The following is a 24,574-nucleotide window of genomic DNA, read 5'->3' as shown; positions in this document are numbered from 1 at the left end:
CCAAAATGGAGGTTACAGAAGGGCCGTGGCTTTGAACCTTCGCTGTAACCGCCAAAATGGAGGTTACGGCTCTTTGCGCTTTTACAAACAAACAATAAAAGAGTTCCCCTCGGGATCGGCCGCGAAGAAGTGGTGATCGAACTCGATCTCCGTCAGAGTCCGAACGCCCCGATCCGTCGCGAACCGGTAGGCTTCCCGGATGTCCCGGGCGTTCAGCATGAAGGTGGGGAACTTCTCCCAACCGAGGTGTTGGCGGTTATCGTCCAGCAGAAGACCCGCTCCGCCTTCCAGGTCGAACCAGTAGATCGGCCCCCCGTCCTGGCGCTCCGGCTTGATGGCTTGGCCGAGCAGGCGCGCGTACCATTCCGTCGCTCGCTTCAGGTCGGTTACGGGCACGACGATCGATTGGACGCGATTGCGGATCGGGTGGTCGCCGCGCATCGGTCTCGCCGGATCGGGGTTCACCCAATCCGACTGCACGATCATGAGGGCGTTGCCCTCCGAATCGAGAACGTTAAAGTACGCAAGCCCGTCGTGCGGCCTCTGCATATCCAGCACGATCGGGATGCCGCTTCGGACGACCCACTCGCGGGTCCGCCCGATGTCCGCCGTCTTGAACATGCAGATCGGATGCTTCCCTTGATCCTCCGCGAACCGGTGGTCGTCCAGCATCAGATCGACGCCGCCTTCCATGTCGAACGCGTAGAACGGCTGGTCCGGGCCGATCTCCCGAATCGGCATTCCGAAGAGCTCTCCGTACCAGGCGGTCATCGCCGCCAATTCCTTCGCGTGCAAGATCGAGCCGCCTACCGCCCGGATTCCCGAGCCTTGTCCCGTCGAAGCTGTCATCAATGGCATCCTCCCGCGAATACGTTATTTGGTTGACAGGATAATGACGCTCGAGGCCGCCCGAATCTATCACCCGCGCCCGACCCATCTCGAATAAATGCGTTCCAGCCGGTCGATCCCGGCCTTCTCGGCTTCCCGAGCCTCGCGGATCCCCCGCATGGACGGCTCGCGGATGTCGAGACGAACGCCGGGCATGCCATACGGAAAAGAAGGGTACAACCTCGTCAGGACGAGATGAACCTCCCGATAATAATCGGCGGCTTCCCGCCACAACCGGGCGACGGCCGGGTCCCCGGCCACGGCCGGATGCTCCGCCCGGCCGCTCAAGAATGCGACCGCATGCTGCCTCGCTTCGGCCAGAAGCGCGACCTGGTAGGCGTGTCCGACGGGCTGCTCGCGGTCCTCCGCGAAGGCTTCGATCCACGCGTCGTAAGCGGCCAGCCCCGCGACATAACCCGGAACGCGGGGCTCTTGGCCGTGAGCGTGGCGGAGGATCGCATCGAGCGCGCGAACGAGCGACGGAGGGCCGAAGGAGGAGGCTTCCGCGTTCTCGAGCCAGCCGACGAACAGCTCCGGGTGGTCCAAGTCGCGGCCCAGCCTCGCGTAAGGCACCTCCGGAGCGGTTCCCCCGGCCGCGCGGCAGGCGAATCGCTCCGACTCGTCGTCGAAGCCGTAGAGCATCGAGAACTCGGCCCGGGACAGGTTCCAGGCGACGACGGGAATTCCGCGGCCGATCGCTTCGCGGATCGAGTCCAGCGCTCGAACGAGCGTCTCGGGAGTCGGCACCTGCCCGGGCCGTCCGATCCACCTCGCGCGGGTTCCGTACGTCTCGGCGATTCTCTCCAGAACGTATCCCCAATCGTAAATCAAGCTGCCGCTCAAGCCGCAATCGGCGGTCGTCTGGATCCGGAACGCTTGGCCGGTATAGCCCATCGTGTCGCTGAGAGAAGCGGAACCGTCCGTGCACCCGGCGGCGAGAGCGTCATGAAGGACGTGGCCGAGCGACGCGTACGCCGACCGGAATTCCGGGACCGGCAGCATCCGGCGCGACGTCAGGCCCAAGGCAAGCCGCCTCTTCTTGTCGAGGGCGGTCTCGCGCTTGAACCGCTCCTCTTGGAGCTTCATTTTGGACCGGGACAAAATGTTGTACACGTTGGAGACCGCGAGGCCGAACGCTTGCGCGATCTCCTCCGGGGTTCGCTCCTGGAGATAGTGGGCCTCCACGATTCTCCGGTTCCGGTCCGGCAGCGCCTGGAGCGTCGCGGAGACGGAATCCCTCCGTTCGCGGTCCAGCGCGATCCGCTCCGGGGTACACGCGTCTTCGGCCTCCGTCTCCTCCGAATACGGAGCCATCGGGCGGCGCTTCTCGGCGCGAAGAGCGTCGTACGCCTTGTTGCGGACGATCCGCCGCAGCCAGGAGGCGAAGCGATCCGGCTGCTCCAGCGATTCCGACCGCAGGAAGGAAGCGATCAAGGCGTCCTGCGCGACGTCTTCGGCCCGGAAGGGGTCCCGTACGATGGCGTACGCCCAATCGACGGCTTGCGCCCGATGCTTCCGGACGAGCTCGCCGAACGCCTCCCGATCCCCGCCGCGGAAGCGTTCGACCGTCTCCCGGTCTGCCGCGTTCATTCGCTTGTCCATCCCGTTCTCCCCCGCCGCTGAATATAGCCTCACTATAGCAGGGATATTCAGGAAGCGAAAGACGCAAGGAAGCGAGTCCCTTGCGTCTTCCCGGGCGCGTCCGCGGATGCCGCTACGGACGAACGCCTTCGGAGATGTCCTTGCCGAACCACTTGACGGAGATCTTCGCGTAGGTGCCGTCCTCGTGCATGTCCCGCAGCGCTTCGTTGAAGGCATGCACCGTCTCGTCTTGGCCCTTCGGGAACAGGAACGCCGCCGTCTCGATCTCGTCGGACCGGTCCGCGACTTTGATTTTCAGATCGGGCCGATTCTTCTGCAAGTCCAGAAAATATAAATTGTTATAGATGAGGGCATCCACCCGCTTGGTCTTCAGCAGCTCGACGGAATCGCCGTTCTCGGGCACGAGGGTGGCTCCGTACTTCAGCGCGAGCGCCCCTTGCACCGACTCCGCGGTCCCGTTCGTCTTCTTCCCCTTCAGGTCCTCGAAGCTCTTGATATCTTGGTTCTCTTCCAGCACGATCAGCGTCAGATTGGAGAATTGGTAGGGATCGGAGAAATCGTATTTCTTCTTGCGCTCTTCCGTGACCGACAGCTGGGGGATGGTGTCGAATCGGCCTCCGTCAAGGCCGGAGAACATGCCCGCGAACTCCACCTCCGCGAATTGGGCCCGGATGCCCAGCCGCTTCGCGACCTCGTTCGAGATGTCGATATCGAATCCCGTCAACCCGTCGGCATCGTGGAACGAATACGGAGGATACGTTCCGGTCGTCGCGACGACGATCTCCCCTTTCTTCTTCAGCTTCTCGAGCGAATCGGACGAGCCGCCGTCATCCCGTCCGCAAGCGGCCATCGCCAGCATCCCCGCCAGCATCCCAGCCAGGATAAGAACCTTGCCTGTCTTCTTCATGTCGTTAGATCCTCCAGATTCGTTTAATTAAAGGGTAACGCCGCTTGCGGCGGCATGATGCATAGCTCCGGGGGAGAGCCGGTTCAGAAAATGCCGGATCCGGTCATGCCGCGGGCGGCCGAATATATCCGCGGGAGAACCGCTGTCCAGAATCGCTCCCTGCTCCATGAAGACCACCTGGTCCGCCACCCGGCTCGCGAATTCCATCTCGTGCGTCACGACGACGAGAGTGATTCCCTCCCGGGTCAGCTGCTTCATGACCTCCAGAACCTCCCCGACCAGCTCGGGGTCGAGAGCGGACGTCGGTTCGTCGAAGAGCAGAATCTTCGGCTCCATCGACATCGCTCGGGCGATGCCGACCCGCTGCTGCTGCCCGCCCGACAGCTGATGCGGATAACGGTCCCGGCAAGCGCCGAGTCCGACTTTATCGAGCAGGGCCGCGGCTTTGGCTCGCGCATCGGCTTTGTTCCATCGCTTGACGGCGATCAAGCCGAGAGCGACGTTCTCCAGAGCGGTCATGTGCGGGAAAAGATAGTTGCCCTGGAAGACCGTACCCGTCTGCTGCCGGAACGACAGGATCGCTCTCTGTCCGGGCTTCGAGCCTTCCGAGAAGTCGAGCCGCCGGTCTCCGATCCGGATGGCTCCTTCCGTGGGCAGCTCGAGCAGGTTGATACAGCTTAGCAGCGTCGATTTGCCGGAACCGGACGGTCCGATCACGATCGTCGTCGTTCCTTGCCCGACGGTCAGATGAATTTCTTTTAACACCTCCATATCGCCATATCGCTTGCTTAGTCTCTCGATCGACAGCAGCATCGCTCCAGGTCTCCTCTCTTAGGTTCGATAACGGCCGAGCCTCTTCTCCAGTCGGCCTTGTCCTATCGTGAGCAGGGAGCAGAGGGCCAGATAGTAGATTCCCGCGAGCAAATAGAGCAGCATCGGCTCGAAGGTGGACGCCGCGATGAGCTTGGCCGCCCCGAACAGGTCGGGAATCGTGACGAGAGCGGCGAGGGACGACGTTTTGAACAGCGTGATGAATTGATTGCCGAACGACGGGATGCAGATCCGGACCGCCTGCGGGAGGATCACCCGGACGAAGTTCTGGCTTCGCGATATTCCGAGGGAATAGCCGGCCTTCCATTGGCCCGCCGGAATGGATTGGATGGAAGCCCGGATGATCTCCGAGCTGTAGGCCGCTTCGGAGACGGTCAAGCTGATCACGACGCTGAGGAACGGAGACAGCAGGATGCCGAAGCCCGGGAGTCCGTAGAAAATAAGGAACAGCTGGACGAGAACCGGCGTGCAGCGAATGATCCACACGTATGCGCGGGCGGGCATGCGCAGATAGGACTTCGCCGACAGGCTCGCCAGCGCGACGAACAGGGCGAAGATCAGCCCGAAGGCGAAGGACAGGAGGGAGATCGGAACCGTATATAGAACCGTCCCCTTCAGAAGCGGGAGAAGCGAGTCGGAGATAATCTCCAGGATGCGTTCGATCCGGTCTTGTGACATGTTAACCACCTTAGGAGTCAATCGCGCGCTTTAATTGCGGTGCAATCGGCGACTGCGAGCTGCGAGCTGCGAGTTGCAAGCTTAGGCTTGTAGCCCGGCCGCTGTTTTGATAGAATTCCAATTAATTAACTGATATTACTTGGTATAAGGAGTGGGAACGCCCCGATGATCGAGTTCCGCAACGCCGAGTACCATTGCGCTTCCGAGATCGCGCTAGGTCTCGTCAGCGGCAAGTGGAAGATTCTTATCCTTAGCTTGCTCCACGGGAATACGCTGCGGTTCAACGAGCTTCAGCGGCAGATTCCCGGCGCGACGCAGAAGATGCTGACGATGCAATTAAGGGACCTGGAGAACGACGGGTTGATCGTCCGCAAGGCGTACGCGGTGTCTCCGCCCAAGGTGGAATACTCCCTCTCCGATCTGGGCGATCGGTTATTCCCCCTGTTGAGGATGCTCTGCGAATACGGAGCGGATTACGTCGCCCGCCGCCGTCTCGAGGAGTCGGGAGCGGAGGGCTAGGGCTTGAACTTGAAAACCCGGCGTTCTCCATGGGAATCAATGGACCCAGAACTTCGCGCCGAACCCTTTGCCCGCCCGGGCGGCCGCTTCCCGTTCGTCCGGATCGTCCCGGTCGAGAAGGACGACGTTCTCCGGATAGAGCTTGCCGAGGAGGGCCCATTGCACGAGAGCGTTGCCTCCGGCACGGATGAGGTGAATGTCCTTCTCGCCCGTCGCCAGCCCGGGTAACCGAAGCACCTTCCGGGGATCGTGCGCGCGAACGGGCGCAGGTTCCGCCCCGCCGTTCCCGCTGCCGTCCCGCGTACCTGGATTCGGGCGGTACATGAACCGGTGTCCTCTTAAAATTTGGCCCAGATCGACGGCATACTCGCCGGCGCCGATCCGGAGACGGTAATCCAGCTGGAAGCGGGCAGGGCCGGCCTCTACGGGGACGAGCCGCGCTTCCGCGGCGCCGGGAAGCTCCAAGCCCGGCTCCGAAGGATCGGAGGAGCTTGCCCCTTCGTCGACAAGGCTTCGCGGAGCGGAATAGTAATCCGCGTAGGCGTAATCGAAGGCGACAGAGTGCGCGCTCGCGCCATTCTCCGCCGCCACGGTCGACACCGGGTACCACCTCAGAAGATATCTCGGCCCGTCCATTGGCGCGGCGGCGAGACCGGCCGGCAGAATCGTTCCCAGGCGATACTGGAATCCGTATCCCTCCGCCGACCATCCGGGAGTCAACACGCTCTGCGCGTACCGGACGATGTCCCGGTGCGCCGGCGGCTTCGCGAGCAGGCCGGAGAGGAATTCCGCATGGGCCCGTTCCGTATACCGCAGTCCTCTCGTTTGCCCGCCCTTGAGCTCGATCGGAACCTCCTCCCAATTGTCGAACGGCAGAAGGGCGTCCCTCAGCAGAACGATCTGATGCAGATACTCGTTGAACAGCTGCATGACCGTCGGTCCGCCGGACGGTCCGGTGAGCATTCCCGTTACCTCGTGCGTCCAGAGATGATGGTCGCAGCGGCTTCTGAACGCCAGATGGCGGAGGAGCTCTTCGCCATGCCGCTCCAGCGCCCGCCCCGTATCGTATTCCCGGGCCCACCCGGACAAGGCCGCCCCGATCCGGCGCGCTTGCTCGGCCAACTCGGTTCTGGCCTTGTCCTGGAGAACGAGCGAGCCGAGCGGCAGAGTCGTCTCTCTTCCGGACACGGCCAGGCTCGCTTCGATATTGGCATGCAGCGCTTCCGGGTTTGCCGCCTCGCCCAGTTGTACGCGAATCGCCTCCAGCAGCAGCCCCAGCTCCCGCACGATGTCCTTCGCGAGGTAGATGCCGTCTTGAAGCTCCCAATCCCAGCTCCCGTCGTCCGAAGAACGATGGAGAGCGGCCGGGGCGGGAGGTTCGGCGTTCCGGGAGCCGGCTTCAAGCGCCGTGCCCCATGCGATGCTTCCGTCCCTCGCGATGAATCGATATTCCGCCATAAGGACTTGCCCACCTCTCGATCTTTTTTTGCCAAGAATATCAGCCCTAATCCGATTTGAATAGTACGCACTTTGTCGTATGGAAGGATCATTCCGGTAAGTAAGTGTCGGATATGAAACCGTGGCTAGGAGCTCGTCGAGCTAGGAAAAAGGGGAGATTATGCAAAAAATAGTCGGGCGGCGTCGGAGCGGAACCATGGGATTCCGCCATGTCGGCGAGGTCGGCGAGATTGGGCTTGCCGAACTAGAGGAATATTAGCCTAACTTCAATTGATGTTATTTCTTGAAGCGACTAAAGGTCGACCATTCGAACCTTCTTTGAGGTCAGAAACCTAACAAATTAAAGTTCTATTTTAGTATAAAATTATTCTGATTTTAAAAACAAAATGCATGGAAACGATTGACTTGAAAGCGGTGACACCCTATACTAAAGCCGTAACTTAACCGAAAAACCTAAGTTGAGGGGGAACCGCAAGTGAAGAAATCCGTAGTCGGCACGTCCATGGCACTTGTGCTTGCAACCGGCCTGTTAGCCGGATGCGGCGGCAACAAAGATAACAATACCGCTAACGAGAGCCCAACAAATAGCAGCTCTCCGTCCGCTTCGGCGTCGTCTTCGGCGTCGGCCGGCGGCGATAACGCCGGCGGCAAGGACATCAGCGGCAGCATCACCGTATTGACCCAGCGCACGGACATCGTCGACACGCTGCAAGGCGAGTTCACGGCGGAGTTCAACAAGGCGTACCCGAATATCAAGGTGAAGTGGGAAGCGGTCCAAGATTACGAGAACAACATCAAGGTCCGCATGAACACGGAAGATTACGGCGACGTTCTGCTCATCCCGAACAACGTCGAGCCGAAGGACTACCCGAACTTCTTCGAGCCGCTGGGCGACTACGAGGCCGACAAAGACAAGTACTCGCAGATCGACGCCCACCGCTACGAAGGCAAGTACTACGGCATTCCGATGGCCATCAACACGCTCGGCATCGTCTATAACAAGAAGGTATTCGCGGACGCCGGCATCGCGACCGTTCCGAAGACGCCGGCCGAATTCATCGAGGCGATGCGCAAGATCAAGGACAACACCGACGCGATTCCGCTGTACACGAACTACAAGGACGACTGGACCTTGAGCCAATGGGCGGACTACCTGCAGCCGGCTTCGGGCGACCCGAACTATCCGAACATCGGATTCCTGGAAGATCCGCATCCGTGGCAGAAGGGCAAGCCCTATTACGATATTTTCAAAATCATGTACGACGTCGCCAAGGAAGGCCTGATCGAGGAAGATCCGACGACGACCGACTGGGAATCCTCCAAGGGCATGATCAACCGCGGCGAGATCGGCACGATGGTTCTCGGCTCCTGGGCGATCGCGCAGATGCAGGGCGCCGGCGACCACCCGGACGACATCGGCTACATGCCGTTCCCGACGAACGCGGCGAAGCTGTCCGCTCCGCTCTCGGCGGACTACAACTGGGCGATCAACGTGCACAGCAAGAACAAGGAAGCGGCTAACGCCTTCATCCATTGGGTCGTCGACGAATCCAACTACGCCGACAAGTATCAAGGCGGATTCAGCGCGAAGCTGCCGCTGGTCGTGCCGGAGCTGCTCAAGGGCTTCCAGGACCTGGGCGTCACGATGGAAGTGTCCACTCCGGGCCCGGACGACCTGAACGGCATCAACGTCGCGATCGACAACGATTCCGAAGTCGGCATCCACAACCCGGACTTCAAGAAGCGCATTATCGAAGCGGCGATCGGCAACAGCAAGGAATCCTACGACGATATCATGAACGATCTCGACAAGAGATGGAACGCTTCTTGGGAGACGCTCATTCCCGAGAAATATAAGAAGTAACGGTTGGTCATAAGGCGGCTTACTCTTAGGGGAAAGTGCATCCGTGCCTTTCCCTTAAGTCTTTGCAACATCCATATCGGGTGGATAGAGATGGAGGTACGGAAATGTTAGCCAATCTGAGTTACAGGGCGCAGCGCGTCGTCATCATCGTGTCCTTTTCCTTAATTCCGATCCTCTTGCTGATTACGTTCGGCTATGTGCCCGTCCTGGGAATGTTCCGTTACGCGTTCACGGACTGGAACGGACTGTCCCCGGACTATAACTGGGTCGGCTTCGACAACTTCAGGACGATCTTCACGGACAAGAAGTATTACGAGGGCTTCATCAACAGTATTTATTACTTCGCCGGCAGCTTCGTGCAGCTCGCTATCGCCCTCTACTTCGCGACGATTCTGAGCTTCGCGGTCCGGGGCCGGAACTTCTTCAAGGGCGTCTTGTTCTTCCCTAGCATGATCAACAGCGTCGCCGTCGGCCTGATCTTCCTGTTCTTCTTCCGGCCGGAAGGAACGCTCGATACGATTCTCGGCTTCTTCGGCATTACGAATCCCCCGAAATGGCTGCTCAATCCGGATATTATCAACGTATCCCTGGTCGGAGCGTCCATCTGGCGCTACCTGGGCTTCAACTTCATTCTTCTTCTCGGAGCGATCTCTTCCGTACCGTCCGATCTGTATGAAGCTGCGGAAATCGATGGGGCCAACCGCTGGCACCAGTTCAAATACATTATTTTGCCGAGCATTCGCCGGATCGTCGCCATTACCCTCATTCTGTCCATCAGCGGGTCCGTCGCTCCGTTCGAGATTCCGTACATCATGACGGGCGGCTCCAACGGCAGCAACACGTTCGTCATCACGACGGTCAAGACGACGTTCTCTTACAGCAAGTACGGCTTGGGTTCGGCGATGGCCGTCGTGCTCTTCCTGATCGTCATTCTCGTGACCGCCATCCAGAAGCTCGTCATCAAGGAGGAGAAGTAAGAATGTACAGACTCAAATACGCTTCGGCGACTACATTCAAATATCTGACCTTGATCGTCGGCGTCTTCTGCGCGCTCGCTCCCCTCGTCGTCGTCGTCTTCGCTTCGTTCAAGACGTCGAAGGAGTATCTCAATTCCAGCGCGCTCGCCCCGCCCAGCGACTGGTTCAACTTCGACAATTACCGGACGGCGTTCGTCAAAGGGCATATGCTGACCGGCTTCAAGAATACCCTTATCATCATGGTTACGGCGCTCGTCGGGAACATGCTCGTCGGCACGATGATCGCCTACGTGCTGCAGCGGTTCGCGTTCAAGGGACGCGGCATCATCATGTCGCTGTTCCTGTTCGCGGCCTTGATTCCGGGCGTGACGACGCAGGTCATCACGTTCAAGATCATCAACGCGCTCGAGCTGTTCAACACGATGGGCTCCGCCATTCTGCTGTACATGGGCACGGACATAATCGGCATCTACATCTTTATCCAGTTCATGGACAACATCTCGACCCAGCTCGACGAGTCGGCCATGCTGGACGGCGCTTCGTACTTTACGATCTTCGCCAAAATCATCTTCCCGCTGCTCGCCCCGGCCATCATCACGATGATGATCATCAAGGGCATCGGGATCTACAACGACTTCTACATTCCGTTCCTGTACATGCCGGACCCGTCCCTGCGGACGATCTCGACGTCGCTGTTCGCGTTCAAGGGGCCGTTCGGTTCGCATTGGGAGACGATCTGCGCGGCCGTCATGCTCATCATTATCCCGACCGCCGTCGTGTTCGTGGCCCTGCAGAAGTGGATTTACAACGGCTTCATGCAAGGCGCGGTGAAGTAAATCGGCATGCGGCCGGAAGGCGCGGGAGAGGTCCCGCGCTTTTGGCGTTCTCGGGGCTCGTCTATTCCGATAGAAGATTGAAAGGTTTGACAGGACTTGGTTGGTCGGATAAGATGAAAATGCGAATGTTTGTTCTGCGTTAGGGCGAGGATTGGTTCGTGGTTGTCTCTCAAATTCTGTCTCACGAGGTGCGAGATGAGCGCTAGGGAAGCGGCAAGGAACGGTTCCGGCAGAGTCGTCGGGCTGACGGCGGATGCCGGATATCAGATCGGAGTTCGCCGGACGCTGCCGATCGACAGGGACCGGGCGTGGGACTTCTTGCTCTCGCCGGAGGGGCGGCGTCTCTGGCTTGGGGACGTAACGGATTTGCAATTGCAGGCAGGGGCCGTCTATCGCTCGGTTGAAGGCATCGCGGGCGAATTCCGGGTCGTCAAGCCGAAGGAACAGCTGCGGCTCACCTGGCAGCCGAAGGGATGGGAGAAGCCGTCCACGCTTCAGATTCGGCTTCTGTCGAGCCGGCCGGACAAGACGACGATCAGCTTCCATCAAGAGAAGCTGAGCGACGCGGCAGCGAGAGAGCGGATGAAGGAGCGCTGGGAAGAGGCGCTGGCCGTTATCGCGGAACGGACGACAGGAGAAGGGTGAGGCAGCGTCCGTCCAGTCGCGTAGATTCTATCCGGTTACGGTATGGATGACTCCAGCCATCTATCGAACGATTCGTCAAGCAGCTCCGATATCTTCCATCGAGGCTGCTTTTTCTGTTGCGCACATTCCGCCCATCCGCTAAGAAGTTGCCCGAGAGTAACCGGGTTCCGCGCATATCGGCCAATCGCCGAAGAGTCGTTCAAGGGAGTAACTTATTTATCCGGCGGGTCCAGGGCTGTCGGGTATCGAAAGGCAATTAACGGCAACAATGAAGGGGGATTCGAATCCAAGCAAGAGGAGATGACGAACCGCATGAGATTAATCCCTTACCTCGTCATGAACGGCAATGGCAGGGAAGCGATCCGCTTCTACGAGTCGGCGCTGGGCGGCCAAGTGCTGAACCAGCTCTCCTTCGGCGAGATGCCCGAGAACCCGGAGTTCCCCCTTCCTCCGGACGCGAAGGACCTGGTCTCGCACGCGGTGATCCAGATCGGAGAATCCGAGCTGATGCTCTCCGATACGTTCCCGGGACAACCCCACCAGACGGGCAACCAAGTGACGATCTGCCTCTCGCTGAACGACCCGGAGAAGGCGCGGCAATACTATGAGGCGCTTCGGGAGGGAGGCCGCGTGAATATGGAGCTCCAGGAGACGTTCTTCAGCCCCGCTTACGGGAGCGTAATGGACAAGTTCGGCGTTACCTTCCAGATTTACGCGGAGGGGAGTCATTAAACGGACTCCGAATCCGGATCGGCAAGACAGCAACGGCTCTGACCGCTTACGGCGGACAGGGCCGTTTTTTTACTGCGAATGTCCCATTCGCGTACCGTCTTGGTTGTCCGCGTTCAGGTCCACATCCCTGCTCAGTTCGGACAGTGCAGAATCTGAATGCAGGCGGGCGGTGACCATCGTTCGACGCCAGGGCCTTCGCGTCTGCGCCCCTTCTAAATCCCCTCGGACCAGCCATATCGCCTCTTCATCGACTCCAGCTTGCCGCGGATATAGTCGATCGCTTCCGGCGGCTCCGCGATCCGGGCGTCCTCGCCGAGCCGCCACATCCAATCCGCGTAGAAGATCAGGTTCGCGGCCGGAACGCGGACGGACGCCGTGCCGCTTCCGTCTTCGCGGCGCTCGATGGCGGGGCCGAACCTCTCGTCCGATTCCAGCTCCCGCACCCCGTTCGGAGTCAGCTCGACCTTGAACGTCGCCTGTTCCTCCCCGGAGGAATCGGGAGGGTTCTCCAAGTCCAGCCGCCAGACTTCCTCCCGGCACGGGACCGACTCGTTCAGGCGGACGGAGACGATCCGGTCCGCGCGGTACAGCCGGTATTGCCCGTTATTCAGGCAATAGGCGGGGCAGTACCAGTAGCCGTCGCTCGCGTACAGGCCGATCGGCTGGATGTCCCTCTCGCGCGTCCCGCCGAGGGAGCGGTATTCGATCGTCGCCGCGCAGCGGGACAGAACGGCTTGCAGCAGCGTACGCAAGCATTCGGAAGAAGCCGGCCGCCGGGGGCTCCAGACCGCGACCCGGTTCTCGAGCCGGTCGATCCGCTGCCGCACGTCCTTCGGCATATAATGGTAGAACTTCCGGAGCGCCGTTCCCGCGGTCTCGCCGAACGGGAGCGCCTCCAGCCGCTCGAGCGACCGGCAGGCGACGAACAGGGCGAGCGCTTCGTTCTCCGTGAAGGCGATGGGCGGGAGGACCCGGTCCCGCAGGAGCCGGTAGCCGCCGCCCCGTCCTTGCACGGAGTAGACGGGAACGCCGATCTCGCTCAGCTCCTGCAGATCCCGCGTGATCGTGCGGACGGACAAGCCGAATTCGTCGGCCAGCTCGCGAGCGGTGAACGACTGCATGGCGTTGATTCTCATGAGGAGCTGGATAAGCCTCTGCGATTTTTGCACGACGCGGCCTCCCGTTTTTTTCTTTTATTCTATCATATAAATAAGACAGAATTTGACCGGTTTGCGTGTTACTCTTTTTCTAGACGAGAAATACGGGGAGGACGCACATATGGCACAGATGGCACAGATGGCAAACTTGACGACTAGCGAGACGGGGGAACGACGCAAGCCGGATCGGTCGTCGCACGGACAGGGCGGAGAGAAGCTCGGAGCGTTGTTCATCTACGGGGCGGGCATGCGGAGTCGGATCTGGGAGAAGACGATAGAAGGATTCGGCCATCCGGTCTTGCTGGCGGATTATCCGCTTCGGGACGAAGCTTCGGACTCGGGCACGGCGGCGCGGAGCCTGACGCTTCGGGACTATACGGATTATATCCGGCGGCAGGCGGAAAAGTGGGAGGTCGAACGCTTCGTGATCGTCGCCCACTCGCTGGGAGGGCTGCCGGCGCTGGAGCTGGCGGCCGCCCTGCCGGAGCGGGTCGCGGGCATCGTCGCGGTCGGCGCTTCGATCCCGAAGCCGGGCGGCTCGTTCGCGTCGACGCTGCCGCTTCCGCAGCGGTGGCTCTTGCCCGCGCTGCTGCGCGCGGCCGGGACGAAGCCGCCGGAGGCGGCCATCCGCGCCGGGCTGTGCAGCGGCCTGGCGCCCGAGCTCGCGGACGAAGCGGTCCGCGGCTTCGTCCCGGAGGCGGTCCGCGTCTACACGGACCGCGTCACCGCGTCCGCGCCGGGCGACGGCGTGCCCAAGCTGTACGTGAAGCTGACCCAGGACAAGGAGATGAGTCCCGCCCGGCAAGAGCGCATGATCGCGAACCTGCGTCCAAGCCGCGTCGAGACGCTGGATACCGGCCACCTGCCGATGCTTGGCGACCCGGAGGGGCTGAGGCGGATTTTACGGATTTTCATGGAAGAAGCGCTTGAAGCCTGCCGTCTCTGACGGGTCTCTTCCGAATTGGATTGCGATTCACGCGTACGGCCGTCGTTTGGCGGCCGTTCTTTTTTTCACTCATAGAGGGCTTCGAACAAAGTTCCGACTTGATCGGCCATGACGCGAGGCGGATGGGGCATTCCGTTCGTCAACCACCATTCCACAACCCCAACGTAAGCCGAGGCGACAAATTGAACGGTGATCTCTTCGTTGACCGCGTTTTTTCGATCGTGCGTTTTGCGGAGCTCGTTCTGGAACGCTTCGATTTGGTACTTCAGGAAGCGGCTTCGGAAGTACGGCGCGCCTTTATTGGCCAGCATCGTCGAGAAGAACGGGTAATGGCTCTCCAAGTATTCGAAGCAAACTTGAGTGGCCGGCTTCCAATCCAGCTCGCATGCGGCCTCTCCGACTTCTCGGAGCTTATCGATCGATTCTTCGATGAGCTTGTCCAACAGGTCGAATTTATCCGCGTAATGTAGGTAAATCGTTTTCCGGCTGACGTTCGCTCGGTCCGAGATGTCTTGGATCGTGATTTGATCGAAGTTTTTCTCCGTCATTAATTCGAGAATCGCTCTCTTGATCGCTTCTTGCGATTTGAGGATTCGCCGATCTACTTTGGACATGGGGATAACACCGCTTTCTCTAAAAATAAATACACACTTATCGTCCGGGTGTGTACTAGTTCACGAATGCAAGCCATTTGGGCATTGATTACGAAACTTCCTATTAAGATAATACATATGTGTTTCATAAGAAACTAGTGTGTATTATGCGTTAAGTGTCAAAGAGAGGGGGAAAGGTGAGGCAACTTGATTGAAGAAGAGTTGTTTGATTGGCTAGACCGAATGGTTTCTTGATTTTCATATTGACCATAGGCGTTTTCGGTATTTTAAATACCGAGATGGGGGTGATCGGGGCTGCCCTCTCAGAGCCCAACCTAAATAACCGGCAGGATGCGCATAAAGGATGCCGGCATGGTCTAGCCTATTCTGTGGTTGATACAGGCAGCCCTAACCATAGGAGGGACATCCATGACGACGGAACCTAGCTGGCGGCAACAGTACCAGGAGATCCAGCATGCTTGCTCCGATAGCGACTGGAGTCGGGTCATTCAACAGTGCAACGAGCTGATCCGGTACGCGCGGGAACAATCGGGCGTTGCCGCGGCGACGCCGGCAGCAATCGCGCATAACCATGCGCAGCAGACTTGCGAGAGCAACGAACAGCAGCTGCAGATGCACATTCAAGCGCATGCCGAGCAAGACTAAGCCTGACAACCGGGCTTTGCCGCACGAACGATTGGAGGAGAACAAATCATGATTACCGTTCAAGCACGGGCTACCTTCGGTCCGGAAGGTCCGTTCAAGCTTACTTCAATTGAACGCAGGGATCTCCAGCCGCATGATGTCTTAATCGAGATTAAGTACGCCGGCATTTGCCACTCCGATATTCATACCGCTCGCGGAGAATGGGGGCCGGTTCAATATCCTCTCGTTCCAGGGCACGAGATCGCGGGGATTGTCGCCGAGGTCGGTTCGGAAGTGACCAAGTATGCCGTCGGCGACCGGGTCGGGGTAGGCTGCATGGTGGATTCCTGTCGCGAATGCGAGAACTGCCGGAAGGGAGAGGAGCAATATTGCCTCAAAGGGAATACGGGTACCTATGCGGCTATTGACCGTTACGGGCAATATACGCAAGGCGGATATTCCACCCGCATCGTCGTAACCGAAGACTTCGTGGTTCGGATTCCGGACGGAATCGAGCTGGACGTCGCCGCGCCGCTCCTGTGCGCCGGCATCACGACGTACTCCCCGTTGCGTCATTGGGGGGCCGCGCCCGGCAAGAAGGTGGCCGTTGTCGGATTCGGCGGGCTCGGGCACATGGCCGTGAAGCTCGCTCATGCGATGGGGGCGGAGGTTACGGTTTTATCGCAGACGCTAAGCAAGAAGGAAGACGGATTGCGTCTCGGCGCCGACCGTTATTATGCCACAAGCGATCCGGAGACGTTCAAGAAGCTGGCGGGTTCGTTCGATCTTATCGTCAATACCGTAAGCGCGAAGATCGATATCAATGCCTACCTGTCGCTGCTTGGGCTGGGAGGTACGCTAGTGAACGTCGGCGCGCCGGCGGAGCCTCTGGAAGTGAACGTATTCTCGCTGATCGGCCATCGCCGGTCGTTCGCCGGATCGATGATCGGCGGGATTCGCGAGACGCAGGAGATGCTCGACTTTTGCGCGGAACACCGCATCGCTCCCGAGATCGAAGTCATCTCCGCCAATCGAATCGACGAAGCCTGGGAACGCGTATTAGCCTCGGATGTCCGGTATCGATTCGTCATCGACATCGGCACGATGGAGCAACCATAATAAATCGAGCAGCAGCCGCCCCAAAAACCGAGTTCCATTAGGAACTTCGGTTTTTCTCCTTGTTCCCGGAAGTGCGGCACCCCAAATAATCGGCAATTATGGTAGGGGTGTTGAAGTATTCCACACATTGCGAGGAACTGATGATTGCAAGCCAGTTCTATCTGCTTAAGAATGATAGACACAGGTTGATTATACGATTAATGTTCATTTCACTCGGCGTTCAGCCGCAGAACAAGCAGGAGGCTTCCTTATGAGTCGAATGGATAAAAGTCAAGCGACGTATAAACGATTATTCGGCGATGCAGTGCCGGCAGCCTATGCGACCGATCCGGATTTGCAGGACATCCTGAGCCGCTTCATCTTCGGGGAAGTGTTCCATCAAGGCGAACTGGACGATAAACAGCGCGAGCTGATCACCCTGGTCGTGCTTGCCGCGAACCAAACGCTGCCTCAACTGAAGGCGCATGTTCATGCCGCGCTGAACGTTGGGCTAACGCCGGTAGAAATCAAAGAGGCCGTTTACCAGTGCGCGCCGTACCTTGGATTCCCCAAAACGCTTAATGCCGTCGCCGAGGTCAACGAGGTTTTCGCAGCGAGAACGATCGCCCTGCCGCTCGAAAATCAAAAGCAGGTCACGGAAGAAACCCGGTTCGACAAGGGGCTCGCCGCGCAAACCGAGATCTTCGGCGATGTAATTGCCAAGATGCGCGACAGCGCTCCGGCAAACCAGAAGCACATCCAGGACTATCTGTCCGCCCACTGCTTCGGCGACTTCTATACGCGCGGCGGACTGGATTTAAAAACGCGGGAGCTGCTGACCCTGTGCATCCTGAGCGCGCTCGGCGGCGGAAGGCCAGGTGAAGGCCCATGTGCAGGGGAACCGCAACGTAGGCAACGACAAGGACACCTTGATCGCCGCCATCACCCACTGCCTCCCCTATATGGGCTTTCCGAGAACGCTGAACGCCTTGGCCTGCATCAATGAAGTGATCCCGGAGAAACCGACTATCATGAAGGAGGGTTAATACAGATGAAGAACGAGCATTTAAGCCAAAGCACGATCTTCCCGTTGGGTCAAAAAGCGGAACAATATTTTGTCGGCGACGCGTACTTGCAAATGGTGTTTACCGATCCGACGCCGCTTAATACCGCCATCGGAAATGTCACCTTCGCTCCGGGAGCCCGCAATCACTGGCACTCTCATCGGGCCGGACAAGTGCTGCTAGTTACCGGCGGAGAGGGATGGTACCAAGAGGAAGGCAAGTCGGCCCGGCCGCTGAAGACGGGCGACGTGGTCAATATCCCGGCCAACGTGAAGCATTGGCACGGCGCGACCCGCGACAGCTGGTTCGTACACTTGGCTCTGACGCCGGGGCAGACGGATTGGTTAGAGCCCGTCTCGGATGACGAGTATAACAAACTATAAAAGCAACCAACGATTGACACCGAATTTCCGGATGTGATATATAGAGAAGGGGATTAGCACTCTTGTCAAGTGAGTGCTAAGCACATCGGAAAGGAGCTTCGTTCCATGGCCAAGAAGGAATTCAAAGCGGAATCCAAACGACTGCTGGAGATGATGATCAACTCCATCTACACGCAGAAGGAGATTTTCCTGAGGGAACTGATCTCCAACGCCAGCGACGCCATCGACAAGATCTACTATCGCGCGCTAACCGACGACTCGCTCGTTTTCGACAAAGACAATTACTTCATTAAGATTAAGGCCGACAAGGCGAGCCGCACGCTGACGATCTCCGATACGGGCATCGGGATGACGGCGGAAGAGCTCGAGAACCATCTGGGCGTCATCGCCAAGAGCGGGTCGCTCGCGTTCAAGAAGGAGAACGAAGCGAAGGACGGCCACAACATCATCGGCCAATTCGGCGTCGGCTTCTACTCGGCGTTCATGGTCGCGGACGTCGTGACCGTCGTCAGCAAGGCGCTCGGAAGCGACCAGGCGTACAAGTGGGAATCCGAAGGCGCGGACGGCTATACGATCGTTCCGTGCGAGAAGGATTCGGTCGGCACCGACGTCATCCTCAAGATCAAGGAGAACGGCGAGGAAGAGTCGTACGACGAATACCTCGAAGAATACCGCCTGAAGGCGATCGTGAAGAAGTACTCCGACTTCATCCGCTATCCGATCAAGATGGACGTGACGAAGTCCCGCAAGAAGGAAGGCGCGGAGAACGAGTACGAGTCGTACACGGAAGAAGAGACCGTCAACAGCATGGTTCCGATCTGGCGCAAGAACCGGAGCGAGCTGAAGGACGAAGATTACGAGAACTTCTACAACGAGAAGCGCTACGGCTTCGACAAGCCGCTGAAGCATATCCATATCAACGCGGACGGCTCCGTCGTCTACAGGGCGATCCTGTTCGTTCCGGAGACGACTCCGTTCGATTATTACACGAAGGAATACGAGAAGGGGCTCGAGCTGTACTCCAACGGCGTCCTTATCATGAATAAGTGCGGGGATCTGCTGCCCGACTACTTCAGCTTCGTGAAGGGGATGGTCGACTCCGAGGACCTGTCGCTCAACATCTCCCGCGAGCTGCTGCAGCACGACCGCCAGCTGACCCAGATCGCGAAGCACCTGAAGGGCAAGATCAAGAGCGAGCTGCAGAGCCTGCTGAAGGACGACCGCGAGAAGTACGAGAAGTTCTTCAAGGCGTTCGGCCGCCAGCTGAAGTACGGGGTATACAGCGACTACGGCATGAACAAGGAGACGCTGCAGGACCTGCTGCTGTTCTACTCTTCCAAAGAGAAGAAGCTCGTCACGCTGGACGAGTACGTCTCGCGGATGCCGGAAGACCAGAAGTACATCTACTACGCGACGGGCGATTCGGTCGAGCGCATCGAGAAGCTGCCGCAGACCGAGCTGGTCGCCGACAAGGGCTACGAGATTCTGTACTTCACCGACGACATCGACGAATTCGCGATCAAGATGCTCATGAAGTACAAGGAGAAGGAGTTCAAGTCGGTCTCGAGCGGCGATCTCGGCATCGAAGCGGACGAGAACGCCAAGACGGAAGCCGAGGAGAACAAGGACCTGTTCGAGGCGATGAAGGAGCTGCTCGGCGGCAAGGTCAAGGCGGTCAAGGCGTCTACGCGCCTGCGCTCCCACCCGGTCTGCCTGTCGGCGGAAGGCGAGCTCTCGATCGAGATGGAGAAAATCCTGCGGTCCATGCCGGACGCCCAGGACGTCCAGGCCGACAAGGTGCTCGAGATCAACGTGAACCACGAGGTGTTCCGATCGCTGAAGGCCGCCCATGCGAACGACAAGGAGAAGCTCAGCCTGTACACGAACCTGCTGTACAACCAGGCTCTCTTGATCGAAGGGCTGCCGGTTCAGGATCCGGTCGAGTTCACGAACGATATTTGCAAAATCATGGTCTGACGGCTATCAACAAGAAGAGGCCCAAGCCCGGGATCGTCCCGGCGCTTGGGCCTCTCTCGTTTATCCGTTCTTCGCCGCGTACCAGGCGGAGAACTGCTTCTGATACTCGGCCATGTACTTGTCGAATCCGGCCGCCTTGAGCTTATCCAGCGCCTTCGGGAAGTAGGCGTCGTAATCGACGAAGCCGCTGGCGATCGGCACGAGGAATTCGCTGAAGACGCCGTTGATCTTCGTCTCTTCGTTCTTGACGGGCGCGTTGTCGAAGTTGAAGCCCGCGGTCTTGGAGATGATCGCGTCGTCGTCCCACGCCTTGTACTTCTGAATGAAGTCTTCGGACACGGTCTTGTCGAAGCGCATGAAGTTCTTGTTCATCAGGAGCCAGTCCGGGACGAGCGAGTCGGTCGTCAGGCGGGCGAGGCGGCCGTTCTCGTCGAGCGTGTAGTCCTTGTCTTTGATGCCGTAGGCGAACAGGTCGTACAGCTCCTGGTTCTTCTGCAGCAGGTTGAAGAACAGGACGTAGCGCTCCGGATCGGGCGAATTGGCCGAGACGAACCAGGCGGTGCTGTACGTGCCGCGGCTGATCTTGGGCAGGTCGCGGCTCAGGAAGTCGTTCTCCAGCTTGGCGGTCGGCACCGCCTGGGAGATGGCGGCCGCGCCCTCGAACGGACGGGCGGCGGTTCCCGACCAGAACATCGCCTTGCCCGAGTTCCAGTCGCTCGTCAATTGCGGCGTGTTGGTGGCCGCGTACTTCGGAATGATGTCCTTCTTGTACCAGTCCCTCATGATCTGGGCATACGCCTTGAACTCCGGCGTCTCGAACCAGCTGATGATCTTGTCGTCCTTCGCCGACTCGTCGACGGCCAGGAAGTCGTTCTGCCAGTACAGGTTCTTGTCCGTATATTCGTACATCAGCATGCGGCGGGCGTCGGTGCCCGCGAAGCCGATCAGCTCCGGATGGGCGGCATGGACCTTATCGTAGAATTGCTCCAGCTCCGCCAGCGAGGAGACGCTCTGCATGCCGGCCTCCTCCAGCAGATCCTGGCGGACGAGCGCGCTGTAGAATTCGCCGGAATTCGGCTTGTTGCCGACGGGGACCGCATACTGCTTCCCGTTCAACTGGAACGCCTTGAACGAGTTGTCGTCGACGGTCTTCTTCATATCGGCGGCGGCGGGGCCGTCCATGTACGGCGTCAAGTCCGCGTACAGCCCCTTGGCGACCGACTTGACCATATAGTTCGTATCGGTGTACGTCGCGAAGTCCTCGCCCGTGGACAGCATCAGATCGGTCTTGCCGCCGCCGTATTCGGTCCAGGGCAGGAATTGGAATTCGATCTCCGCGTTGATCTCCTTCTTGACGATGTCGTTGAATTCCGTCTTGGCAAGCTCCTTCATCCGGTTCGACTCGTCTCCGTACAGGACGATCTTCAGCTTCTCCGGCTTCAGCTTGCCTCCGGCATTCTCGCCGGCGGCTCCCGACGCGGCCGGGGAAGACGCCGGGCCCGAACCCTTCGCTTCGCCGCCGTCGTTGTTGCCTCCGCCGTTGCCGCAGGCCGAGAGAAGCGTCATCGCGGCGAGCGCCAAGCTGATTCCTGCGCGTGTCTTGTTCATTGCGCGTAACCCTCCAATTTTCTCATCTATTTATTGTTCAATGGTCGGATGGGACCGCTTGCGCGATAAGGGAAGAAACCTCGTCCCATCATACCATGGACAACCGCGAGTTGCCGCCTAGCCCTTCACGGAGCCGACGATAATGCCCCGGACGAAGTAGCGCTGCAGGAACGGGTACAGGATCGCGATCGGCAGCACGGTCAGGCAGGTCATCGCCATCTTCGCCGTCTCCAGCGGAGGCGCGACGGTGACGCCGCTGATCTGGGCGCTGTTGCCTGAAGCCAGATATTGGATGTTGGACATCATGTAGTACATCATGTATTGGATCGTGAACAGCTTCTCGTCGGAGACGAGCATGAGCGGCAGATAGAAGTCGTTCCAGAACTGCAGCGCGTAGAACAGCGAGATGGTGACGAGCCCGACCTGTCCGAGAGGCAGCATGATCCGGAAGAAAACGAGCATGTGCCCGGCTCCGTCCATCTGGGCGGATTCGACGATCTCGTGCGGGATGCTCTTGAAGTAGTTGGCCTGCAGGTACATCAGGAACACGTTGAGCAGGTAGGGGAGGAACAGTCCCGCGAGCGTATCGTCGAGATGGTAATACTTCGTGCAGAGGATGTACCAGGGCAAGGTGCCGCCGCTGAACAGCATCGTGAAGTAGGCGAGGAACGCGAAGTGGTTGCGGAAGCGGAAGCCCTTGGCGGTAATGACGTAGGCGTAGGCGGTCGTCACCAGAACCGAACAGGCGGTGCCGAGCGCCGTCGCGACGACCGAGATCAGATAGCCGTGGACGATCTGCTCCGCCTTGGACCCGAACATGAACCGGTACGTGTCGAACGTGAAGCCGCGCGGGAGGAAGGAGTAGCCCTCCGCCGCCAGCTTCGATTCGGTCGACAGCGAGCCGGCGACGGCCAGCGCGAACGGAACGAGGCAGACGAGCGCGAACAGCGAGATGCCGATGTAGAAGAGAACGATTAACGTTTTGTTTTCTCGAATGGCCATGGCGGTTGTCTCCTTAAAATAGCTTGCTGTCCTTGTCGTACCAGCCGGCCAGCTTGTTCGCGATCAGCACGAGCAGGAAGCCGAACACGGATTGGTACAGCGTGATCGCCGACGCGAAGCCGAATTCGCCCGAGCGGATGGCGGTGCGGTAGACGTAGACGTCGATAATGTCGGTCGTCGGCAGCAGCAGCGGATTGAGGAACGTCACGCCCATGATCATGCTGAGGTCGCCCTTGAGCATGCCTCCGATGCCGAGCAGCGTGAGCAGAATAATGGAAGGAATCAGCATCGGCAGCGTGATGCGCGTGATCAGCTGCATCCGGGATGCGCCGTCGATCCGGGCGGCTTCGTAATAGGAGCTGTCGATCCCCTGCAGCACCGCGTAATAGATGATCGCCCCGTAGCCGGCGCTCTTCCAGATATGCGAGACGACGAGGATGACGACGAACAGCCACGGGTGCGAGTACCAATCGACCGGAGTCAGACCGACCGCGAGAAGCAGCTTGTTCAGCAGCCCCTTGTCGAAGTCGAGCAGCGAGAACAGGATGGCGCCGATGACGATCCAGGAGATGAAGTAGGGGAAAAACATAATGCTCTGCGCTGCCTTCAGGAACCACTTGCTTCTCAGCTCGTTCAGCACGATGGCGATCGTCACCGAGAAGAACGTTCCGGTCAGCATGTACAGCACGTTCAGCATGACCGTGTTGCGGGTCGCGCGGATGGCGCTGTCCATGCTGGAGAAGAAGAAGTCGAAGTTGTCGAAGCCCGCCCACGGACTTCCGAAGATGCCCCCGTTGTAGTTGTAGTTTTTGAATACGAGGATGAGGCCGCTCATGGGCAGGTAGGCGAACAGCACCAGCGCGATTACGCCGGGCAGCGCGAGCAGGAACAGCGAGCCGTCCTTGCGCAGGGCGGCGAACCTTCGCTTGCGGCCCGGGGCCGCCGCGAGAGGCATAGCTTCATCGGTCATGCGAATCACTCCTTCGGAATCTGCGGCCGTCGGCCGTCCGTTGCGGCTTCTTCAGAGCGGCTCCGGCGTCGGCTCGGCCGTGAACCCAGCATAAGCGAGGGCCGGAAGCAAGCGCTATCACAAAGAAGTGAAAACGCTTAATTCCCCTGCCGCAAGCCGCCTTAAAAAAAGCGCAATCGCTTAAAAAAACTTCCCGGATCGGGAAGAAGCTCCGAGGGTAATGGCCGGGGCCCGACGGGCCCTATTTCGCCGACGCTGAAGGTCCACCGCAGGTAGGCAGGCAGACGGAAAAACTTGTGTGATTTTTCGAATAGCATCATCGAAATCATCCACGCAGATGAGCTTTTGTATGATTTTTCATCCACCATTCGAGCAAGGTGCCTTATCGGGGAAAAAATTGTATGGTTTTTCATACAACATTCAAGTAAGGTGCCATTTTCGAGAAGGATTTGTATGATTTTTCGTACACATTCAAGCCAAAGCGCCTTCTCGGGGCAGACGGGGCCAAATCAAAATCGAATAGGACAGTTCCGTTAGTGAAAGGGTCATCCGTAGAAAAAAACGAAAAAACCGCCCGGAGGAGGCGGCTTCCGGGCGGTGTCTAGCGGGGAGAGGCTGCTTCGCTCTCCCGCTGAAGAATATGGTTCAAGCGCCATTTGGACGGCGTGACGCCGTAACGTTTTTTGAACAGCGTCGTGAAATAGGTGCTGCTGTTGTAGCCCGACTTCTCCGCGATCTCGCGGATATCCAGCTCCTTCTCCTCCGCGAGAAGAACGCGGGCGTGATCCAGGCGGACGAGATTGACGAAGTCCGGGAAGCTGCTGCCGGTCGCCTCCGTGATCAGCCTGCTCAGATACGGCGGGCTCAGCGCCAGCCTCTCGGCCAAGCCGTTGAGCGAGAGCGTCGGGTCGCCGTAATTTTTGCGAATATAGTCGATCGCTTCGCCCGCCGCTTGCCGCGTGTGCGTCGCGTTTAATTCCTTCAGCCTCTCGCAGGCGTCGGAGCAGAGCCGCTCCAGCCAGTCTCGCAGCTCCTCGTAATTCTCGATCCGCCAGATGCGCTGATAATGCTCGAGGAAGTCCGTCTGCCGGGCCGACGCTTCCGCCAAGCCGGTCTCGGCGATTCGGCGCAGATCGGAAGCGAGCCGGGCCAAGGCGACCGAAGCCGGCTCCGCCTTGAACTCGGCCATGGCCG

24 protein-coding genes and 1 pseudogene are annotated in these 24,574 nt (G+C 59.1%); 13 read left to right on the top strand and 12 right to left on the bottom strand.

Going from position 1 to position 24,574, the window contains the following annotated elements:
- Positions 1-81: 81 nt before the first annotated feature.
- The 5 genes from H7B90_RS31145 to H7B90_RS31125 form a co-directional block, all read right to left on the bottom strand.
- Positions 82-849, bottom strand: coding sequence for a VOC family protein (locus H7B90_RS31145; RefSeq protein ID WP_185139807.1), 768 nt, complete (start codon positions 847-849; stop codon positions 82-84).
- A 69-nt stretch (positions 850-918) separates the two neighbouring features.
- The gene (locus H7B90_RS31140) at positions 919-2,490 is read right to left on the bottom strand and encodes an RNA polymerase sigma factor (RefSeq protein WP_185139806.1); all 1,572 of its coding nucleotides are present in this window, start codon (positions 2,488-2,490) and stop codon (positions 919-921) included.
- 112 nt (positions 2,491-2,602) lie between these two features.
- The gene (locus H7B90_RS31135; protein WP_185139805.1) at positions 2,603-3,397 is read right to left on the bottom strand and encodes a transporter substrate-binding domain-containing protein; all 795 of its coding nucleotides are present in this window, start codon (positions 3,395-3,397) and stop codon (positions 2,603-2,605) included.
- Positions 3,398-3,424: 27 nt separating this feature from the next.
- Positions 3,425-4,207 (bottom strand): amino acid ABC transporter ATP-binding protein, encoded by a 783-nt coding sequence (locus tag H7B90_RS31130; protein WP_185139810.1) that lies wholly within the window; start codon positions 4,205-4,207, stop codon positions 3,425-3,427.
- Positions 4,208-4,228: 21 nt separating this feature from the next.
- Positions 4,229-4,906: an amino acid ABC transporter permease gene (locus tag H7B90_RS31125; protein ID WP_185139804.1), complete on the bottom strand. Its 678-nt coding sequence runs from the start codon at positions 4,904-4,906 to the stop codon at positions 4,229-4,231.
- A gap of 165 nt (positions 4,907-5,071) precedes the next feature.
- Here H7B90_RS31125 and H7B90_RS31120 point away from each other — a divergent pair, with 165 nt between their 5' ends.
- Positions 5,072-5,425 carry a winged helix-turn-helix transcriptional regulator gene (locus H7B90_RS31120; protein WP_185139803.1) on the top strand — a complete coding sequence of 118 codons (354 nt, stop codon included), beginning with the start codon at positions 5,072-5,074 and terminating at the stop codon, positions 5,423-5,425.
- A gap of 36 nt (positions 5,426-5,461) precedes the next feature.
- Here H7B90_RS31120 and H7B90_RS31115 read toward each other — a convergent pair whose 3' ends face one another.
- The gene (locus H7B90_RS31115; protein WP_185139802.1) at positions 5,462-6,883 is read right to left on the bottom strand and encodes a hypothetical protein; all 1,422 of its coding nucleotides are present in this window, start codon (positions 6,881-6,883) and stop codon (positions 5,462-5,464) included.
- 475 nt (positions 6,884-7,358) lie between these two features.
- Between H7B90_RS31115 and H7B90_RS31110 the strand changes: the two genes are divergently transcribed.
- From H7B90_RS31110 to H7B90_RS31090, 5 genes are all read left to right on the top strand, one after another.
- Entirely contained in the window at positions 7,359-8,747 is a 1,389-nt protein-coding gene (locus H7B90_RS31110) for an ABC transporter substrate-binding protein (protein ID WP_311772849.1), read from the top strand.
- A gap of 104 nt (positions 8,748-8,851) precedes the next feature.
- Positions 8,852-9,724, top strand: a complete 873-nt coding sequence (locus H7B90_RS31105; RefSeq protein ID WP_185139801.1) for a carbohydrate ABC transporter permease — start codon at positions 8,852-8,854, stop codon at positions 9,722-9,724.
- A 2-nt stretch (positions 9,725-9,726) separates the two neighbouring features.
- Entirely contained in the window at positions 9,727-10,560 is an 834-nt protein-coding gene (locus H7B90_RS31100) for a carbohydrate ABC transporter permease (protein WP_185139800.1), read from the top strand.
- A gap of 195 nt (positions 10,561-10,755) precedes the next feature.
- Positions 10,756-11,205 (top strand): SRPBCC family protein, encoded by a 450-nt coding sequence (locus tag H7B90_RS31095; protein ID WP_185139799.1) that lies wholly within the window; start codon positions 10,756-10,758, stop codon positions 11,203-11,205.
- 312 nt (positions 11,206-11,517) lie between these two features.
- Complete coding sequence (locus tag H7B90_RS31090) at positions 11,518-11,937, top strand: VOC family protein (protein WP_376701774.1); 420 nt, start codon at positions 11,518-11,520, stop codon at positions 11,935-11,937.
- A 212-nt stretch (positions 11,938-12,149) separates the two neighbouring features.
- On the opposite strand, the gene H7B90_RS31085 is transcribed toward H7B90_RS31090, so the two are convergent.
- The gene (locus H7B90_RS31085; protein ID WP_185139797.1) at positions 12,150-13,106 is read right to left on the bottom strand and encodes a helix-turn-helix transcriptional regulator; all 957 of its coding nucleotides are present in this window, start codon (positions 13,104-13,106) and stop codon (positions 12,150-12,152) included.
- A 109-nt stretch (positions 13,107-13,215) separates the two neighbouring features.
- On the opposite strand from H7B90_RS31085, the gene H7B90_RS31080 reads away from it, so the two are divergent.
- On the top strand, positions 13,216-14,040 hold the full coding sequence (locus H7B90_RS31080; RefSeq protein ID WP_246578682.1) for an alpha/beta fold hydrolase: 825 nt from the start codon (positions 13,216-13,218) through the stop codon (positions 14,038-14,040).
- 65 nt (positions 14,041-14,105) lie between these two features.
- On the opposite strand, the gene H7B90_RS31075 is transcribed toward H7B90_RS31080, so the two are convergent.
- Positions 14,106-14,654, bottom strand: coding sequence for a TetR/AcrR family transcriptional regulator (locus H7B90_RS31075; RefSeq protein ID WP_185139796.1), 549 nt, complete (start codon positions 14,652-14,654; stop codon positions 14,106-14,108).
- 408 nt (positions 14,655-15,062) lie between these two features.
- On the opposite strand from H7B90_RS31075, the gene H7B90_RS31070 reads away from it, so the two are divergent.
- The 6 genes and pseudogenes from H7B90_RS31070 (at position 15,063) to htpG (ending at position 19,800) form a co-directional block, all read left to right on the top strand.
- On the top strand, positions 15,063-15,299 hold the full coding sequence (locus H7B90_RS31070) for a hypothetical protein (RefSeq protein WP_185139795.1): 237 nt from the start codon (positions 15,063-15,065) through the stop codon (positions 15,297-15,299).
- 48 nt (positions 15,300-15,347) lie between these two features.
- Positions 15,348-16,397, top strand: coding sequence for an NAD(P)-dependent alcohol dehydrogenase (locus H7B90_RS31065; RefSeq protein ID WP_185139794.1), 1,050 nt, complete (start codon positions 15,348-15,350; stop codon positions 16,395-16,397).
- Between the two features lie 250 nt (positions 16,398-16,647).
- Positions 16,648-16,914: pseudogene (locus H7B90_RS33860) on the top strand (carboxymuconolactone decarboxylase family protein); the annotation flags it as partial.
- Between the two features lie 340 nt (positions 16,915-17,254).
- The gene (locus H7B90_RS33280) at positions 17,255-17,422 is read left to right on the top strand and encodes a carboxymuconolactone decarboxylase family protein (RefSeq protein WP_311772848.1); all 168 of its coding nucleotides are present in this window, start codon (positions 17,255-17,257) and stop codon (positions 17,420-17,422) included.
- 5 nt (positions 17,423-17,427) lie between these two features.
- Positions 17,428-17,823: a cupin domain-containing protein gene (locus tag H7B90_RS31055; protein WP_185139793.1), complete on the top strand. Its 396-nt coding sequence runs from the start codon at positions 17,428-17,430 to the stop codon at positions 17,821-17,823.
- A gap of 105 nt (positions 17,824-17,928) precedes the next feature.
- Positions 17,929-19,800: a molecular chaperone HtpG gene (gene htpG, locus H7B90_RS31050; protein WP_185139792.1), complete on the top strand. Its 1,872-nt coding sequence runs from the start codon at positions 17,929-17,931 to the stop codon at positions 19,798-19,800.
- A gap of 60 nt (positions 19,801-19,860) precedes the next feature.
- Here htpG and H7B90_RS31045 read toward each other — a convergent pair whose 3' ends face one another.
- The 4 genes from H7B90_RS31045 to H7B90_RS31030 all read right to left on the bottom strand — a co-directional run.
- Complete coding sequence (locus H7B90_RS31045) at positions 19,861-21,408, bottom strand: ABC transporter substrate-binding protein (RefSeq protein WP_185139791.1); 1,548 nt, start codon at positions 21,406-21,408, stop codon at positions 19,861-19,863.
- Positions 21,409-21,525: 117 nt separating this feature from the next.
- Positions 21,526-22,410 (bottom strand): carbohydrate ABC transporter permease, encoded by an 885-nt coding sequence (locus H7B90_RS31040; protein WP_185139790.1) that lies wholly within the window; start codon positions 22,408-22,410, stop codon positions 21,526-21,528.
- A 13-nt stretch (positions 22,411-22,423) separates the two neighbouring features.
- The gene (locus H7B90_RS31035; RefSeq protein ID WP_185139789.1) at positions 22,424-23,380 is read right to left on the bottom strand and encodes an ABC transporter permease; all 957 of its coding nucleotides are present in this window, start codon (positions 23,378-23,380) and stop codon (positions 22,424-22,426) included.
- A 601-nt stretch (positions 23,381-23,981) separates the two neighbouring features.
- A partial coding sequence (locus H7B90_RS31030) for an AraC family transcriptional regulator (RefSeq protein WP_185139788.1) occupies positions 23,982-24,574 on the bottom strand: 593 nt, incomplete at its 5' end.

It is taken from the genome of Cohnella xylanilytica, from assembly GCF_014212175.1.
Lineage (GTDB): Bacteria > Bacillota > Bacilli > Paenibacillales > Paenibacillaceae > Cohnella > Cohnella xylanilytica.
This window is presented reverse-complemented; position numbering and strand designations above follow the sequence as displayed.